Origin of the sequence: Geobacillus sp. FJAT-46040 (assembly GCF_002335725.1) — a bacterium.
Classification (GTDB): Bacteria; Bacillota; Bacilli; order Bacillales; family Anoxybacillaceae; genus Geobacillus; species Geobacillus thermoleovorans.
Genome location: NZ_NISS01000001.1, coordinates 506374 through 522974, shown reverse-complemented (window position 1 = coordinate 522974; position 16601 = coordinate 506374). Strand labels below are relative to the sequence as shown.

Annotated in this window: 19 protein-coding genes; 6 read left to right on the top strand and 13 right to left on the bottom strand. The window is 53.3% G+C overall.

The window, feature by feature from the left end:
- Positions 1 to 13: 13 nt before the first annotated feature.
- The 3 genes from CD000_RS02750 to CD000_RS02740 all read right to left on the bottom strand — a co-directional run bounded on the left by CD000_RS02750 (position 14) and on the right by CD000_RS02740 (position 3484).
- Positions 14 to 2263, bottom strand: coding sequence for a DNA internalization-related competence protein ComEC/Rec2 (locus CD000_RS02750; protein WP_096224825.1), 2250 nt, complete (start codon positions 2261 to 2263; stop codon positions 14 to 16).
- A complete protein-coding gene (locus CD000_RS02745) occupies positions 2260 to 2730 on the bottom strand; it encodes a ComE operon protein 2 (protein ID WP_096224824.1) in 471 nt (156 codons plus the stop codon). Before CD000_RS02745 ends, CD000_RS02750 begins: the two co-directional genes overlap by 4 nt.
- Positions 2731 to 2860: 130 nt before the next feature.
- Complete coding sequence (locus CD000_RS02740; RefSeq protein WP_033011974.1) at positions 2861 to 3484, bottom strand: helix-hairpin-helix domain-containing protein; 624 nt, start codon at positions 3482 to 3484, stop codon at positions 2861 to 2863.
- A 102-nt stretch (positions 3485 to 3586) separates the two neighbouring features.
- Between CD000_RS02740 and comER the strand changes: the two genes are divergently transcribed.
- Complete coding sequence (gene comER, locus CD000_RS02735) at positions 3587 to 4405, top strand: late competence protein ComER (RefSeq protein ID WP_096224823.1); 819 nt, start codon at positions 3587 to 3589, stop codon at positions 4403 to 4405.
- Between the two features lie 604 nt (positions 4406 to 5009).
- Positions 5010 to 6197, top strand: a complete 1188-nt coding sequence (locus tag CD000_RS02730) for an IS701 family transposase (RefSeq protein ID WP_012748853.1) — start codon at positions 5010 to 5012, stop codon at positions 6195 to 6197.
- A gap of 260 nt (positions 6198 to 6457) precedes the next feature.
- On the opposite strand, the gene CD000_RS02725 is transcribed toward CD000_RS02730, so the two are convergent.
- From CD000_RS02725 to CD000_RS02690, 8 genes are read right to left on the bottom strand one after another with little or no spacing between them, the layout of a single operon-like run.
- On the bottom strand, positions 6458 to 7201 hold the full coding sequence (locus tag CD000_RS02725) for a class I SAM-dependent DNA methyltransferase (protein WP_042381101.1): 744 nt from the start codon (positions 7199 to 7201) through the stop codon (positions 6458 to 6460).
- Complete coding sequence (rsfS, locus tag CD000_RS02720; protein WP_011231999.1) at positions 7198 to 7554, bottom strand: ribosome silencing factor; 357 nt, start codon at positions 7552 to 7554, stop codon at positions 7198 to 7200. Before rsfS ends, CD000_RS02725 begins: the two co-directional genes overlap by 4 nt.
- Positions 7551 to 8129 carry a bis(5'-nucleosyl)-tetraphosphatase (symmetrical) YqeK gene (gene yqeK, locus CD000_RS02715; RefSeq protein ID WP_011232000.1) on the bottom strand — a complete coding sequence of 193 codons (579 nt, stop codon included), beginning with the start codon at positions 8127 to 8129 and terminating at the stop codon, positions 7551 to 7553. Before yqeK ends, rsfS begins: the two co-directional genes overlap by 4 nt.
- Positions 8038 to 8688 (bottom strand): nicotinate-nucleotide adenylyltransferase, encoded by a 651-nt coding sequence (locus tag CD000_RS02710; protein WP_011232001.1) that lies wholly within the window; start codon positions 8686 to 8688, stop codon positions 8038 to 8040. Before CD000_RS02710 ends, yqeK begins: the two co-directional genes overlap by 92 nt.
- 39 nt (positions 8689 to 8727) lie before the next feature.
- Positions 8728 to 9021: a ribosome assembly RNA-binding protein YhbY gene (gene yhbY / locus CD000_RS02705; protein WP_014196388.1), complete on the bottom strand. Its 294-nt coding sequence runs from the start codon at positions 9019 to 9021 to the stop codon at positions 8728 to 8730.
- 3 nt (positions 9022 to 9024) lie between these two features.
- A complete protein-coding gene (aroE, locus tag CD000_RS02700) occupies positions 9025 to 9855 on the bottom strand; it encodes a shikimate dehydrogenase (RefSeq protein WP_096224822.1) in 831 nt (276 codons plus the stop codon).
- A gap of 22 nt (positions 9856 to 9877) precedes the next feature.
- A complete protein-coding gene (gene yqeH / locus CD000_RS02695) occupies positions 9878 to 10987 on the bottom strand; it encodes a ribosome biogenesis GTPase YqeH (protein WP_011232004.1) in 1110 nt (369 codons plus the stop codon).
- A 2-nt stretch (positions 10988 to 10989) separates the two neighbouring features.
- On the bottom strand, positions 10990 to 11505 hold the full coding sequence (locus tag CD000_RS02690) for a YqeG family HAD IIIA-type phosphatase (RefSeq protein ID WP_011232005.1): 516 nt from the start codon (positions 11503 to 11505) through the stop codon (positions 10990 to 10992).
- Between the two features lie 327 nt (positions 11506 to 11832).
- On the opposite strand from CD000_RS02690, the gene sda reads away from it, so the two are divergent.
- Positions 11833 to 11973 carry a sporulation histidine kinase inhibitor Sda gene (gene sda / locus CD000_RS02685; RefSeq protein WP_008879941.1) on the top strand — a complete coding sequence of 47 codons (141 nt, stop codon included), beginning with the start codon at positions 11833 to 11835 and terminating at the stop codon, positions 11971 to 11973.
- 36 nt (positions 11974 to 12009) lie between these two features.
- Here sda and CD000_RS02680 read toward each other — a convergent pair whose 3' ends face one another.
- Positions 12010 to 12804 carry a phosphatidylserine decarboxylase gene (locus tag CD000_RS02680; protein WP_011232006.1) on the bottom strand — a complete coding sequence of 265 codons (795 nt, stop codon included), beginning with the start codon at positions 12802 to 12804 and terminating at the stop codon, positions 12010 to 12012.
- Between the two features lie 123 nt (positions 12805 to 12927).
- Here CD000_RS02680 and pssA point away from each other — a divergent pair, with 123 nt between their 5' ends.
- From pssA to motB, 3 genes are all read left to right on the top strand, one after another.
- Positions 12928 to 13467 (top strand): CDP-diacylglycerol--serine O-phosphatidyltransferase, encoded by a 540-nt coding sequence (gene pssA / locus CD000_RS02675; RefSeq protein ID WP_096224821.1) that lies wholly within the window; start codon positions 12928 to 12930, stop codon positions 13465 to 13467.
- A 174-nt stretch (positions 13468 to 13641) separates the two neighbouring features.
- Positions 13642 to 14433, top strand: a complete 792-nt coding sequence (motA, locus tag CD000_RS02670) for a flagellar motor stator protein MotA (RefSeq protein ID WP_096224820.1) — start codon at positions 13642 to 13644, stop codon at positions 14431 to 14433.
- Positions 14426 to 15205 carry a flagellar motor protein MotB gene (motB, locus tag CD000_RS02665; protein WP_096224819.1) on the top strand — a complete coding sequence of 260 codons (780 nt, stop codon included), beginning with the start codon at positions 14426 to 14428 and terminating at the stop codon, positions 15203 to 15205. The genes motA and motB overlap by 8 nt, the downstream gene beginning before the upstream one ends.
- Positions 15206 to 15337: 132 nt before the next feature.
- Here motB and ytvI read toward each other — a convergent pair whose 3' ends face one another.
- Positions 15338 to 16363 (bottom strand): sporulation integral membrane protein YtvI, encoded by a 1026-nt coding sequence (gene ytvI, locus CD000_RS02660; protein WP_096224818.1) that lies wholly within the window; start codon positions 16361 to 16363, stop codon positions 15338 to 15340.
- Between the last annotated feature and the right edge of the window lie 238 nt (positions 16364 to 16601).

Here is a 16601-nt window from a genome sequence, read left to right as displayed (position 1 = left end):
TGTGCACTACATCTTATGGTTTCATCACCTGAAAGGTTCCACCGTTTTCGTCATACACATAGCGAATGGCCCCGTTTTCATCCGTCCGCCAAATGATCGCCCGTTGTTGCCGAAGCCGCATAAGCACCTCGGGGGACGGATGCCCGTAGCGATTGTAGCGGCCGACGGAAATGATGGCCGCTCGCGGCTTGACCGTCCGCAAAAACAGCTCTGTTGTCGACGTTTTGCTGCCGTGGTGGGCGACTTTCAATACATCGGCGCGCAGCTCTGGATAAGCGCGGATGAGCGCCTGTTCCGCCTCTTCCTCGATATCCGCAGCAAACAGCCATGTCAAGCGGCCGAGGCGGGCAAGCAATACAAGCGAGCCGTTATTATCCTCATTGTTTCCCGCCTCCGGGTGCAATACGGAAAACGCGGCATCCCCCACCTTCCACCGATCCCCCCGCACGCTGGCGGCCACCGGCACGGAAAACGGGCGCGCCATCGCCTTGACGGCCGGCAGCGCTCCTGGGCTTGTGACAATCTTCTTGACGCGCACGGCTCCCATCACCTCGGGAGCAGCCCCGATATGGTCGGCGTCATCGTGCGTCAAAATCAGTTGATCAAGCGTCCTCACCCCTTGGGCTTTTAAAAACGGCACGACAACGTCGCGGCCGACGGCAAACGGCCGCGACCGCTTGCGCCACGGTTCGCGCACCCATTCCGGCGTCCCGCTGGTATCAATGAGATAGACTGCTTTTCGATAAGGGAGCTCAATATAAATACAGTCCCCTTGCCCAACATCCAATACCGTCACTTCCCCTTTCGGATCCACATACGGGGCGGCCAGCTGAAGCGCCGTCGCCGCCGCCACCGCTGTCAATCCGCGGAGCAGGCGGCCGCGTTCCCAATCCAAAAACGCCGCCGCGATGGCCGTCAGATAGCCAGCTAAGCACCACGGCTCCGGACGCCCGAGCACAAGCATAAACGAGTAATCGACCGAGAAAAAACGGACAACCGCGTCCGTCAGCTCAATGAGGCGGCTAAACAGCCAAATGAGCGGAGAAAAGGAAAAAACTGCGGATAGAAAAGCAATGGGCAAAATGACAAATGAATACCAAGGGACGAAGAAGACATTCAGCCCTATGCTCCAAACAGAAATTTCATAAAAATGGTAAAGCAAAATCGGCAGCGCGGCAAGCTGAGCGGCGAGCGCGGTCTGAAACAAGTTTTGGAGCATCGAACGAGCAGAGGCGAGCACCGACACATGGGCGAGAAGGGCAAACGTGACAAGAAATGATAGTTGAAAACCGACATCCCAAACCATATATGGGTCAAAGACGAGCAGGGCAAGCGCTGTCCAACTCAACGCATCCAGCGGATGGATCATTCCTTTTTTCCACTGGACGGCCAATACAATCATCCCGGTCGCACAGGCGCGCAGCACCGACGGCGAAGCGCCGGCGAGCACCGCATACATAGGCAAGAAAACGAGCAAAGCAAGCACGGCCGCTTCGCGCGTCACAAACCGAATGGCAACGGCCAACGCAGCGCCGACAAGCAGGGTGACATGGCCGCCGGAAATGGCCAACAAATGGATGATCCCGAGCTGCTGGTAACCGCTAATCACTTCCTCGTCCAACGAGCGGCGTTCGCCATAAATGAGCGCAGCGGCGATGCCGGCCGCTTCCGGCGGAAACTGGGCTTCAATGCGGCGGACGCCAGCCTCACGAATCGCCTCAAGCCGTTCGATGATGGTGGGACGGACGCGCACGCAAGCGGAAAGATCGATCGCCTCAGGGAGAAAGAGCCAATGGATACGATGGCGGCGCAAATAACGGCGGTAATCAAATGCATACGGATTGCTGGCTGGCATAGGGCGCTCGAGCATTCCGCTCAGCCGGCACACGACCCCGGGCATAAGACGCGCACGCAGCGCTTCTTTTTCCGCAGCCGTCCGAATGATGTAACGAAGCTGCACCCGCTCCTTACCAGCTTGCACCGCCGCCTGCAATCGATCGCCGTCGATCGCCGGCGCGGCGGAAAAACGAACGGAAAGCGAATGACGGCCGCCGGAAAGGGAAGTTTTGTTATGATGGTCAACGATGAGAAAATAGACAAAAAAGAAGAGAGCTGCAACGAGAGCAGGAAGGAAACAGTGCGGCCGGCGGATGAAAAGAAGAAGGAGATAAATGATAAGGAGAAGACATGTGGTTTTGGACGGCGAGGCCGCCGCCACGGCAAAGAGCGCCGCCGCGGCGGGATAGACGGCTTGTCCTTTCATGCTCCCCCTCCGCCGCCGGAAAGCAAGGCGAACACATCCGTTTTCAGCGGCACTTGCACAAGCCGGACGCCAGCTTGAGCAAACAGCTCCAAGGCGTACGGGTGGTTTTTGTAGTCTTGGGCGTAATAGACAGCGCGGATGCCGCTTTGAATGATCGCCTTGCAGCAATGCAAGCACGGAAAATGGGTGACATACATCTCCGCCCCCTCGGTCGGGACGCCGAACTTGGCGCATTGCAAAATCGCGTTCATTTCGGCGTGAATCGTCCGCACACAATGACCGTCAATGACGTAACACCCCTCATCAATGCAATGGGCGCCCCCGGCGATCGACCCGTTGTACCCGCCGGCGATGATGCGCTTATCGCGCACGATCGTCGCTCCGACGGCGAGCCTCGTGCACGTGCTGCGCAGCGCAAGCAAATGGCTTTGCGCCATAAAGTATTGATCCCATGTGATGCGTTCCATTTTCCATCCCTCCGCTCGTGTCCATGCTTTTAGTCTACCCACTGCCTCTTGCCCCCGTCAACGCCGAAAAACGTCCACAGCAGCCTTGATCCGCCATAAATATAAGAAGCATTGCCCTCCCCCGCCTCGCTTACGGAACAAGCAAATACGGCTTCAATTTCTCCAGCGTTTTTTCACCAATTCCAGTCACATTCAACAAATCCTCCACCCGCCGAAACGGCCCGTGTTCTTCACGATAGGCGATGATCGCGTTTGCCTTCGCCGGTCCGATGCCGGGAAGCTGCATCAACTCCTCTTCCGTCGCCGTATTGATGGCCACTTGCATCCCGTTTCGATCCCCATCGCTTGGAGACTTGCCGACGGCATTTGACGCCGGTGCAGCCTCGCCTTTTTTCGGCACGTAAATCATCATTTCATCATGCACTTTTGCTGCCAAATTGACTTTCGTTTCATCCGCCTCATCCGCTAATCCGCCGGCTAGGACGATGACATCGCGAACGCGAGCGTCCGCCGCCACCTCATACACTCCGGGGTTCGCGACCGCCCCTTTCACATCCACCACAGCGGTTTTTGACGCCTCGTTCTTTTTTTCTTCCGTCCGGGCGGCATCCGTTTCAGCTGCCGCCGGCAAGACGACTTGCCCCTTTTCATCCGTTGGATGATGAAACACCCATAACCCCGCCGCCGCGGCAAACAACAAGAACATCCCGACTTTTCCATACCGTTTGCCAAGCTCCTGCACATGCTCCCACATACGATCCCATCCTTTCCATCTCAAGTCATAAACCGAGCCTTTTTCTCATACATATCAAAAAAGAGAGTTCCGGTGAACCAAAACCGGGAGGGGGGACAACACATGAACATCGGCTTCATCGGCACGGGGAATATGGGCACCATCTTAATCGAAGCGTTCCTCAACTCCGGCGCCGTGAAAGCGGATCAGCTCGTCATAACGAACCGTACGCTTGCGAAAGCGTTCGCGATACAACGCGCGCATCCCGGCATTGCAGTGGTTGCCGATGCGGCTGAAGTCATCAAACAATCCAGCCTCGTCTTTTTATGCGTCAAACCGCTCGACATCCACCCATTATTGCAGCAACTGGCCCCGCACTGGACAAACGAACACTACCTCGTATCGATCACAAGCCCGATCAGCGTCGAACAGCTTGAAGCAGCCGTCCCTTGCCAAGTCGTGCGCGCCATTCCGAGCATCACAAACCGCGCGCTCTCCGGCAGCATACTCATCACAATCGGATCACGCTGTTCGGCCGACTGCCGGCAAACGATCGATGATCTTCTCCGGCGCATCGCCTCGCCGGTGTATATCGATGAGGCCATCACCCGCGTCGCTTCCGACATCTCCAGCTGCGGTCCGGCGTTTTTCAGCTACTTGCTGCAACGCTTCATCGACGCCGCAGCGGCCAAAACCGCCATCACGAAAGAACAGGCGACGATGCTGGCGACCGACATGATCATCGGCTTCGCGGAATTGTTGAAGCAAAACTTGTACACGCTCCCGACGCTGCAGGAAAAAGTGTGCGTCAAAGGCGGCATTACCGGGGAAGGAATCGCTGTGTTGGAACAACGAATGAACGGCGTCTTTGAAGAAGTGCTGGCGAAAACACATGAGAAGTTTAAAGAAGATGTGGAGAAGGTGAAGCAACAATTTTCATAGGTTTCATTCGACGCAGAAAGGGAAATTCCTGCTTTGTTTTGCAAAAAAGATATCCCTTGAACCTTCAGCTAGGAGATAATGTTGCAATCCTCACCCAGCCTTTTGGCTGGGTGCAATCGATTATTAGCCCGGCATTTGCGAGGAGATATTGATGTTTCAATCCTCACCCATCCCTTTTGGATGGGTGCAATACAAAATGCCGATGATATGTGCGGCAAGATAGAGGAAATATTCCTGAAATATATTCGGATTATGTAAATCATTGGGATGGCGTTGAGCCAATAAGAACCGTGCTGTTTCCATTGCTGTTCGATACGATCCTCTTTGGGCTTGGCATGTCTTCTATTTCAAAATTCCCGTGGCGTATGAGCATAAACATCATTCATTTTCAATTCGACCCCCATCAGACATTTTCTCTTAGGACATTTGCCTTATATTTATTTATTTCGACCAATATCTTCATAATCCTTCTAACTCACACATCTGTAGATGAGCAAATTCACTGACATAAATTGACAACTAAACAAAAAAGGAGACATGAACCGGACTCCTTGGGTAAAATAGATGTGTTCAAAACCCATTCACACAAGGAGGTTCATGTCTCATGAATAGATTAGCACATCACCAAGGAATCCACAAGTTTTTCTTCACGCTGGGGTTGACGCTGCAGCTTTCCAAACCGGTCATCAAGCATCTCATTCATATTGTCGATGCCTTGACCACCAAGGGATTCTCGGGAACATTGACTGATATTCATTACTGGAGCTTTCATCCGAATCATCGAACGACGCTCAGTCACTTTTTCACGAAAAGCCCTTGGAACGAGGAAAGGCTGCTTGGGAAGCTTCAAGAGTGGATCCTTTCCCAGGTCGAACGACTGGCCAAACGGAAGAATCAACCCCTTTTTGTTTCGATTGATGATACGATTTGCCAAAAAACAAAGCCTTCGTCACGGGCTGTGCACGCCATTCAAGGGTGCGACTGGCACTACTCGCATAAAGATCATCAATCGGTCTGGGGGCATTCGCTCGTTTGGCTGATGGTGCACACCTTCACGCAGGCGTTCCCATTTGCGTTCCGCCTGTATGACAAGAAAGCGGGAAAAAGCAAGATCGACCTGGCGATCGAGATGCTTTCCTCGCTCAAGGTGAAGCGGGCTCAGCCGGTGTATGTGCTCATGGATTCGTGGTATCCGTCCAAAAAGCTCATCGAAGCCTGTCTGAAACAGGGATTCCATGTCATCGCGATGCTCAAGACGAACCGGATTCTCTACCCGAAAGGCATCGCCATCCAAGCCAAGCAGTTTGCCCGCTATATCGAGTCCAAAGACACCCGCCTCGTCACGGTGGGGCAGGAGCGTTATCGCGTGTATCGCTATGAGGGGGCCATCCATGGCCTCGATGACGCGGTGGTGCTGCTGGCTTGGAAGGCGGATCAGCCGATGGCGCCGGAACATCTTCATTGCATCTTGAGCACCGACCGGGAACTCGGGGACGAAGACATCTTGCGTTACTACGCCCAGCGCTGGACGATCGAGTGCTTTTTCCGGCAGGCGAAAGATCAACTGAAGCTGGATGGATACCGCGTTCGCCACATTCGGGCGGTGAAACGGTATTGGGCGGTGGTGCTGTTGGCCTGCGTGTACAGCATCGCCGAATCCCGACAAAACCTCTCCACCGGGCTGGAGCTTCTTCGGTCGCGGAAAGACCACAGCGTCGTCGAGTTCATTTATGACGCTGCAAAGCAAGATATTCCCATTGATGTGATCAAAAAACAGCTCCGTATCGCGTAAGGGGTACCCTGTTTGTCTCTCTAACCATGGAAATTATTGTAATGAAAAATGCTCATCTACAGTCACACATCTTTTTCAATTTCCCAGCCGTCAATCGCGTCGATCGCAACGTTTGGCCATACATTCCCCCCTTCTTTTCCACATGCGCATAAAAAAAGAGCCCCTCCGGCTCTTTTTTCTTTCCCCACTTTCAGTGATGTTCCATCAACCTCTTGCAACAGCATCTTTTTTGGCTGCTAAGGTCCCTCACCACACGCCCCTCACCGCTTTCGCGCGACGAAAAACAACCGCTCCGCCGTCTCGGTCGGGGGCGCATCGGTGAAATCGGCGGTCACTTCAAGCACCTCGAAGCCAGCGGATTCGAGCCATCGCTCATAGACGGCGCGCTCGAACGTACGCTGTTCGTGCCATTCGTCGAAACGTTCGTATAGATCGCCGCGGCGGACGAAAAAGGTTAATTCATGCCCGACGCTGTGCGGCCAATCAAGCGGATGGCACATCCATATGTAGCTGAGGTCGTCATCCTGGTCCGCAAACACGGCGTCGCGGAACAGGACGTCCATTTTGTAGACCGAATGGACATCAAACAAAAGCAGCCCGCCGCCGCCAAGGGCGCGGGAGACGGCGGCGAACGTCCGCTTCACATCCTCTTCATCCGTTAAATAGTTGAGAGCATCGCAAAACAGGAAGGCGCCATCCAGATCAGAAAACCCGTCGAGCTCCGCCATGTTTTGCTCGAAAAACGGCACCTCCACTCCCGCCGCTTCAGCTTTCGCCTGGGCGACGGCGAGCATATGTTCAGAGAGATCAACGCCGGATACTTGCCATCCGGCCTTGGCAAGGCGGATGGCAAGCTCTCCCGTCCCGCAGCCGATGTCAATGACCCGTCTCCCCGGCCGTTTGGTGTATTGGGCGAATGCCCGTTCAACAAACGATTGCCATGCGTCATACGGCGCCTCAGCCATGAGCGCATCATACCAGTCGGCGAAGCGGCCGTACGTCATGGCTGCAACACAGCCGCGACGTCTTCCGTCGGGGCGTCCCCCCAGAGCCGTTCGAGGTTGTAATACTCGCGCTCCTCTTTGGCAAAAACATGCACAACGATGTCGCCCAAGTCGACAAGCACCCATTTCGCCTCATGGAATCCTTCAACCCGCTTCACCACTAGGCCGTGTTCTTCCGCTTGGTCTTGAATTTCGCGGGCGATGGCCTGCACTTGTTTGTCCGAATTGCCATGGCAAATGACAAAATAATCGGCGACAAGCGAAATGCCTTTCATGTTCAAGACGACAATTTGTTCCGCCTTTTTATCATCCGCCGCGCGGACGACAAGCTGCAACGCCTCTTGTTCCGTCACCGTTTTGCTTCCCCCTTCACTTCACGCATGAGTGAATTGTACGCATGAATCGTATCTGGATAAATGAGCTGGCGCTTCTCAAGCAAAAACGCGATCGTATTTTTCACCGCCTGCAAAAGCGCCCGGTTGAGGTCTTCTTCCGCCAAGCGCCGTACGTCGTCGACGCCGGGGAAGCGGCGCCCTGGTTCAATATAGTCGGCCAAATAAATAATTTTTTCAAGCACCGTCATTCCCGCCCTCCCGGACGTATGGTAGCGAATGGCATCCAGCACCTCCGGATCGTCGATGCCGACTTCTGTCTGCACCAAATAGGCGCCAACGGGCGCATGCCATAGCTCACTGTTGTAAGCAAGCAAATCGTTGGGCATATTTTGCGCCAAAATGATTTGTTTCATTTCCTCGACCGGACGGAATTTGGCATAGTCGTGGAAAATCGCCGCCAGTTCCGCCTTTTTCGCGTCGGCGCCGTATTGCCTGGCGAGCTTAACAGCGGTCTCGACAACGCCAAGCGTATGCTCGTAGCGCTGCTCTGTCAGCTGTTGTTTCACGATCAGTAACGCCTGTTCTCGCTCCATATAGCCCCTTCTCCTCAATATAAAGTCTAACGCCTTCCGGCACAAGATAGCGAATCGTCTGCCCGTTCCGCACCCGCTCGCGGATGAGCGAGGAAGAAACGGCAAACTGCGGCGCCTCAACTTCGATGACCGGATACGGCGTTTCCATGGAAAACCCCGGCCGCTTGACGCCAACAAACGTCACCAACTCGATGAGCTCATCGATGCGGTGCCAATGGGGCAAATATTCGACCATATCGGCGCCGATGATGAAATAAAACTCGTCATTGGGATGCATCGCGACAAGCTGCCGGATCGTATCGTACGTATACGAAGGCCCTTCCCGCTCGAGTTCGATCGTCTCAATATGAAAGCGCGGATGGCCAGCCACTGCCAACTCGAGCATGCGCAGCCGGTCTTCGCTTTTGGTCACTTGTTCGTGCTGCTTATGGGGAGGAAGGCGGTTGGGCAGAAACCAAATTTCTGACAACTGAAGGGCGTCAAGCACTTCATTCGCCATGAGCAAATGACCGTAATGAGGCGGATCAAACGTGCCGCCGAAAATCCCGATTTTTCCCATCTTCTTTCCTCCCGCCGCCTGCCGTGGCTGCTCCCATTGTCAATCAGGCAGAACGATTTGTTTATGCTCCTTCGATTCTTTGTATAAGACGATCGTATTGCCGATCACTTGCACGACTTCCGCCCCCGTTCCAGCCGCGAGCTGCTCGGCGACGGTGCAGCGGTCTTCTTCACAGTTTTGCAAAACGCTCACTTTCAACAGCTCGCGCGCTTCGAGCGCCGCCGCAATTTGTTCGGTCATCGCTTCCGTCACGCCGCCTTTGCCGACTTGGAAAATCGGTTTCAAATGATGGGCTTGAGCGCGCAAAAACCGTTTTTGCTTTCCCGTTAGCATATGTTACCTCCTTAACGCTTCGATGACAAGCTGTTTCATCCGGTTGACATCCGGCCATTGGCCGGTCCACTTTTCGAACGCTAGCGCCCCTTGGTATACGAGCATGCCGACGCCGTTTTGCACACGGGCGCCGCGGGCTTTCGCTTCTTTCAGCCATTTTGTTTCCAGTGGATTGTAAATAATATCGGAAACGATCACCCCTGGCCGCAGCCGTTCAAGAGAAAGCGGCTGCACCTCGACACGCGGATGCATGCCGACAGAAGTGGTATTGATGATAATATCGTATTCGGCCAGCCGCGTTTCCGCCTCGGCGAGTGAAAAATACGCCGAGCGGCCATCCTCCCCTTCGCGCACGAGCTGCTCCGCCTTTTCCACCGTCCGGTTGGTCATATCGATGCGCTTGGCTGCCGTCGACAGCAACGAAAAGTAAATGCCGCGCGCCCCGCCGCCAGCGCCGATCACCAAAATCCGCTTGCCGTCGAGACTGACGTCCATTTCCTCCTCGAGCGCCTTGACGTAGCCAGGTCCGTCCGTATTATAGCCGACGAGCCGGCCGTTGTCATTGACGATTGTATTTACCGCCCCGATGCGGCGCGCATGGTCGTCGATGTCATCCAAAAACGGAATAACCGCCATCTTATGCGGAATGGTGACGTTCACCCCGGCAATGCCGAGCGCACGAACACCAGCAAGCGCCGCCCCGACTTGCCCCGGCTCGACGGAAAACAAATGATAGCGCGCCGGAATGCCCAAACGGGCGAATGCATCATTATGCATGAACGGCGACAGCGAGTGCTCGACGGGAAACCCAATCAACCCGTATACCTTTTCCACGTTTCTCCCCTCCCGCTTTCCATTAAATCAACGATTGACGGATAAATACGTCGACCCCTTTTGGAGCATGGACGACGAGCTGGGCACCCGGGTCGTTGCACGTCACCCAGCCGAGTCCGGAAAAAACGATGTCCGTCTTCCGCTCTTTGACAGACAGCGAGCGCGGCACAAGCGGCGGAAATTCAGCGGCATAGCGTTTGTTTGGCGGCGACAGCAAATCGCCAAGCTGATTGGCATAAAGGGAGTCGGCTTTTTCCAACTTCGTCCGATGAACCGTCAACTCATTGGCCATGTAGCAGACGAACGAGCGGCGCCCGCCTTTGATGTAATCGAGGCGGGCCAAGCCTCCGAAAAAGAGCGTCTGCCCTTCGTTGAGCTGATAAACGCGCGGATGGATTTCCCGCTTCGGCGTAATGATCTTCAAATCGCGCGCATCAACAAAGTGCGCCATTTGGTGATGGTTGATGATCCCCGGCGTATCATACAGCGTCGCTCCACCCTCAAGCGGAATTTCGATCATATCGAGTGTCGTCCCCGGGAAATATGACGTGGTAATCACATTCCCTTTGCCGGTCGCCTCTTCAATGATCCGATTGATGAACGTCGACTTGCCGACATTCGTGCAGCCGACGACGTAGACATCGCCGCCCTCACGGTAGCGGTTGATCGCTTCCATCACCTTCGCCATGCCAATTCCTTTCGCTGCGCTGACAAGGCAGACGTCAACCGGACGCAGCCCGAGCTCTTCCGCCATGCGGCGCATCCAGCGCAGCAGCTTCGGGTATTTGACCGACCTCGGCAATAAATCCGCCTTGTTGCCGACAAGCAAAATCGGATTCTCGGCCGCAAACCGCGGCAAGCCAGGAATCCAGCTGCCGTTGAAATCGAAAATGTCGACGATGTTGACGACAAGCGCCTTCGATTCCCCGATGCGGTGCAGCATGTTTAAAAAATCGCTGTCATCAAGCGGCACGTCTTGCACTTCGTTGTAATGTTTCAAGCGGAAGCAGCGCTGGCAAATGATTTCTTCCTCGTCTTTTTCGAGCACGCTTTTCGGCGCATAGCCCGCCTTTTTCGGATCGTCAAACTGAATGGCCGCTCCGCAGCCGATGCAACGCAGTTGTGGCTCCACGATCATTCCTCCCAGTAAATCATCCCTTTTTTGCGCATCACCTTTAAAATTCTCCGCTCCATTTTTCGATTGAAACGCGTCCATAATCCGTCCGTCTGGGCGACCGGGACGACTAAAATCGTGTTCAGTCCGAGCCGGTTGCCCCCAAGCACATCAGTCAGCAACTGATCGCCGATGACGACGACTTCCTCTTTCTTAAGCTCCATCATCTTTAATGCCTGCAAAAACGCGCGTGTCAGCGGTTTGCGCGCTTCAAAGATGAACGGGATGCCAAGCGGCTCAGCAAACGACTGCACGCGTTGTTTATTATTATTCGATACGATGACGACCTTAATGCCCGCCTGCTTCATCGCATCAAACCATGCGGCCAGCTCCGGGGTGGCGCTCGGCCGATCCCATTCAACGAGCGTATTGTCCAGATCGGTGATGATCCCTTTGACCCCTTTTTGTTTCAGCTCATCCGGAGTAATGTCGATCACACGCTTGGCAAACTGGCTTGGCAAAAAGTAGTGAAGCATGCCGGACACCCGCCTTTCCATTTGCTTTTCCCATCATAGCGAATTTGATCGTTTGTTTCAAAACAAAGTTTGCCAATGATAAACAGAAAAAAATTTCGACAAATTTTGCATCTCTCCATCTTGTGGATAACTGTTGCCCACATTATACACAAGCTGGCCATCACACTTCCTACTCTTTATAAACATGTTTTCCACATGTTATCCACCGCTTCCTGTGGATAACAGAACGGTTGTTCTCTTTCACAAGTCATGGTACATTGTAAGTAACCTACCATTATATGTATGACATGTTTGGCATATTCCATCCAAAAAAGGAGGACGCCCCCGATGAAACATTTGTCCGACGAGCTGTTGATCGAGTCGTACTTCAAGGCGAAAGAACTCAACCTCAGCCCGGAATTCATCGAGTTGATTGAAAAAGAAATCCAGCGCCGTTCATTGACCCACAAAATTAAGCTGTCCTCATAAGCGAAGGCCTTCGGGCTTTTTTTGTTTCGGAAAGCCTTAGCGCTCATGCGCCTCGCACCAATAGCCGAGCCGCTCGCCGACTTTGATCGGCATGGGTGCAACAATGCGCGGGTCAGGGGCGAAACTTCCGCGTTCAAACAGCAAGACGACCGTTGAACCGAACGAAAAATACGCCATTTCCTCTCCTTTTACAAGCTGCTCACCCTCATGGGTCAATTCAATGCTGTTGACGAACATGGCGCCGATTTTCACGATCGCCAAGCGCTTGCCGCCGGCTGTGACCTCGGTGATGAGGCGGTAATTTTTCTCGAGCGGCCGACGCCCATATTTTAAGCCAAGACGGTTGACCGGATACGACTTGCGGCCGAGCGCCCACTGCTTTTCGATCACTCCAGATATTGGGCTGTGGATGCGGTGATAATGACTCGGGCTTAAATACAGAATAAAAAAGAACCCGTTCACATACGGTTGTGCCGCTTCAACGCTGCCGAGCATTTCTGCAATGGAATACGGCTTTCCCTTGACGATCATTTCGCAGTTTTCTCGAATCGTGCCCATGTCTTCAATGACGGCGTCGACCGGGCTGACGACCGTATGCTCATCAGCGTCGACCGGCCTCACCCCAGCCTTCAGCCGGCGGACGAACAGTTGCTGCAACGTCTTATAATTTTTTAAGCTTTTTTCCATTTCGTCTTGGTTAATGTGATAAATTTTTGCATACGATGATATCAATAGCCCGCTGAGTCGCGATTTGGCAAACGAAGCGAGCAGCTTTGAAGAAAGCGAGTGATTGGTCAGCTCGATGAACAAACGATAAAGCCATTTTCGCAAGCACGTTCCCTCCAGTAGCGCAACATCGCCATTCGTTACTACCTTCCATATTACCGCCAAAATGAGTATAATGGTAGTAGAATTTTCTTTTGGCGTTTTCTGTTGGAAAAGGAGTGGAGAAACTTGTTCTTATCGGACTATTTAGATTATACGTTAAAAAAGCTGAAAGCAAACGTGGCAAATATTTTGACGATGACAAACCTGTCGCTTGGCGGCTTTTCCGTCCTGGCTACGCTGAAAGGGCAGCTTCATATGAGCGTGCTGCTCGTTTTTTTAGCAGCGTTTGTCGATCGCTTTGACGGCGCTGTGGCGCGCAAGATGAACATTGAATCCGAACTTGGCAAGCAGCTCGATTCGATGAGCGACATCGTCTCCTTCGGCATCGCTCCCGCCTTGCTGATGTACCAAGGCTTGTTCCATGAGTTCGGCGCGCCCGGCGCGGTATTCACCGTTTTGTACATCGCTTGCGGCGCCTTCCGCCTCGCTCGCTTCAACATCACAGAAAACAACGGCTACTTTGCGGGGCTGCCGATCACCGCCGCCGGGGTGCTGATGACGCTCGGCTATTTAGCCATCCCGTACTTCCCGCCGCAATCGTTTATGTTTTTGGCGCTCATTTTATCGTTTTTAATGGTCGGCACGTTTAAACTGAAAAAAATATGATGATCATCGGAGCTGCCCTTTCCGTCATCCTAATGGAGCGGGCGGCTTTTTGCGTCTCATGTCACACCTTTTTCCCTTTTCAACCTCCTATATTCAGTATATGATAAATATGGTTTCTTCATAAAAACGCCCAATGGCGTAGATCGTTCGTATGGAAAAAGCGGGGGGATTCATTTGGACAAAACATCGGTCATCGGCATCATCCTTGGTGTCATTGCCGTCGGGCTGGGCATGTACTTAAAGGGCGTTTCGCCTGCTGTATTGATCAATCCGGCCGCCATCCTCATCATTCTCGTCGGGACGGCGGCAGCGGTCGTCATCGCCTTTCCGACGCACGAAATTAAAAAAGTGCCAAAGCTTTTCAAAGTCATTTTCACGGAATCAACGACGCCGACGGTCGAACAACTGATTCCGCTGTTCGTCGATTGGGCGAATATCGCCCGCCGCGAAGGGCTGCTGGCGCTCGAGGCGAAATTGGACGACATTGACGACCCGTTTTTGCGCAACGGACTCAGCATGGCAATCGATGGGCAAACGCAAGAGTTCATCCGGGATGTCATGACAGAGGAAATCGTCGCCATGGAAGAGCGCCACGAAGCGAATGCCGCGATTTTTTCCCAAGCAGGCACGTACGCGCCGACGCTCGGGGTGCTTGGGGCCGTCGTCGGCCTGATTGCCGCCCTTGGCAATATGGAAAACATCGCCGAGCTCGGCAAGGCGATCAGCGCCGCTTTTGTCGCCACGATGCTCGGCATTTTCACCGGCTATGTGCTTTGGCATCCGTTTGCCAACAAACTGCGGCGGAAATCGAAGGAAGAGGCGCGCGTGCGCTACATCATGATTGAAGGGGTGCTGTCCATTTTGGAAGGGCAAGCCCCGCGCATGATCGAACAAAAACTCGCCTCATACTTGCCGGAAAACGAGCGGCGCCAAGCGCTGGTGCAAGGGGAAACGGCCAATGGCTAAGAAAAAAAAGAACAAGCATGACGACCATGTGAGCGAGGCATGGCTGATTCCGTACGCGGATTTATTGACGCTATTGCTCGCCCTATTCATCGTCTTGTTTGCGAGCAGCCAAATCGACCAAAAGAAGTTTCAAGAAATTGCGCGCGCCTTTAGCACCGCCTTTGCCGGCGGAACGGGTGTTCTTGACTTTCAAAGCCCGATCGAGCCGATCACTCCACCGGCCCAAGACGAAGAAGGACGGCATCAAGCAAAGCAGCCTTCCCCAGCCGTAAACGGAAAGGAAAAAGAAGAATTAGGGCAAATCAAAGCGAAAATCGACAGCTACATCCACGACAACAAGCTGACGGGAAAACTGCAGACTTCCTTGACGGACGAAGGGCTCGCGATTACCATTTTGGATGATATTTTATTCGACTCCGGCAGCGCCGAAGTGCGCATGAAAGACCGGCGTCTTGCGGCGAAAATCTCCGCTTTGCTCGTCATGAACCCGCCGCGCAATATCATCATCAGCGGCCATACGGACAACGTGCCGATCCATAATGAGAAATTTGCTTCCAACTGGGAGCTGAGCGTCATGCGCGCCGTCAATTTCATGAAAGTGCTGCTTGAAAACAAGCAACTCGATCCGCGCTATTTCAGCGCCAAAGGGTATGGCGAATACAAGCCCATCGCCTCCAACGCCACCGCTGCCGGGCGGATGAAAAACCGGCGTGTCGAAATTTTAATTTTGCCGCGCACCAACGTCAATGATTCGTCCACATCCACTCAGTGACCGCCGCGCCTTCAGCGGGCGGTTTTCTTTAGCCGTCGCTTTGCCAAAACTCTCTTTTCCATGTCCAAACAGAAAAACCGGCGGTTCGCCGGTTTTTCCTCCTTCGTCCGCAAAGACCTTTATTCGAAAAAATCAAAGCTTGATCGTCCATTTAATGACTCCGGCTTTGGCAAGCGCCTCAACCAAAATGACAACGACCGGCCCGACGAACAACCCGATAAAGCCAAGCAGCTGAAACCCCAGATAGACGCTGACGAGCGCGGCGAGCGGGGAAATGCCCAAATTGGTGGAAAACACTTTCGGCTCAATGATCCAGCGCACGACGGTGATGACGACAAACAGCACGATGAGCCCGATGCCAAGCGTATTGTTGCCGTTCGCCATGCTGATGAGCCCCCACGGAACAAGCACGGAACCCGTTCCTAAAATCGGCAAAATATCAACGACGACGATGACCAGCGCTATCAACGCCGCATAGTCGACCCCCAACACGAAAAGGCCAGCCAGCGCGAGGAAAAACGTAATTAAACTAAGCAAAAACTGCGCTTTTAAAAAGCCGATCCCCGCTTTGCTCAGCTGGGCGACGACCATCCCAAGCCGCTGTTCGGTCCGTTCGGACAAATAGCGGCGCATGCCTTGCTTCAGCTGCGGCAAATCGAGGCAAATGAGAAACAGTGCGATCAAATACACTAAAAAATGAATCAAAAACGCCGGAATGGCGGCAATATAATGGACGAGCGACTGCGTCAAGTTGGTCGCAAACGACAAAAGCATTTGCTCGACGGTATTGACGCCGCGTTCAAGCGAATCGATGATTTCCTGCGGAATGGAGCTGGAATACGACTGCCACGTTTGAATGAGGCGGTCGAGCACTTTCGTCGCTTCGTTTAGCACATAAGGCAGTTTTTGCGAGAGCGCCATCACTTGTTGCACAAAAATCACGACTAGAAAGTAAAGGGAAAGCCCAAGAATGATGATGAACAATGAAAAAATCACCGTGACGGCGTGCGCGCGCTTCAGCTTATAGTTTTCTTGCAATCGGCGGATGGACGGCTCGAGCAAAAGCGCGGTCGCAAGTGCGAAAAGAAGAGGCACGCTGTATGGCACAAGCCATAGCCCCACAGCGAATAGCAACGCAATGATAATCCAACGTTTCACGTTCGTCCCTCATTTTTCATAAAAATTTAGCCAAAAGATGGTTCATGTGTGAACTACCCCCACTTAATTTTCTAGCGAAAATTTGAAGTGGGGGCTTCCAAAGAAGTTTGACTGCTTCAAGCAATCCTTATTCTTTGAGGCGTGTCCACTTCGCCGCTAGAGCATAAGACACTCAGGTCTACAGCTTTACTTTTCTTTAAGATGTTTAATGCGCCATTGACATCAGCATTAATTAGTT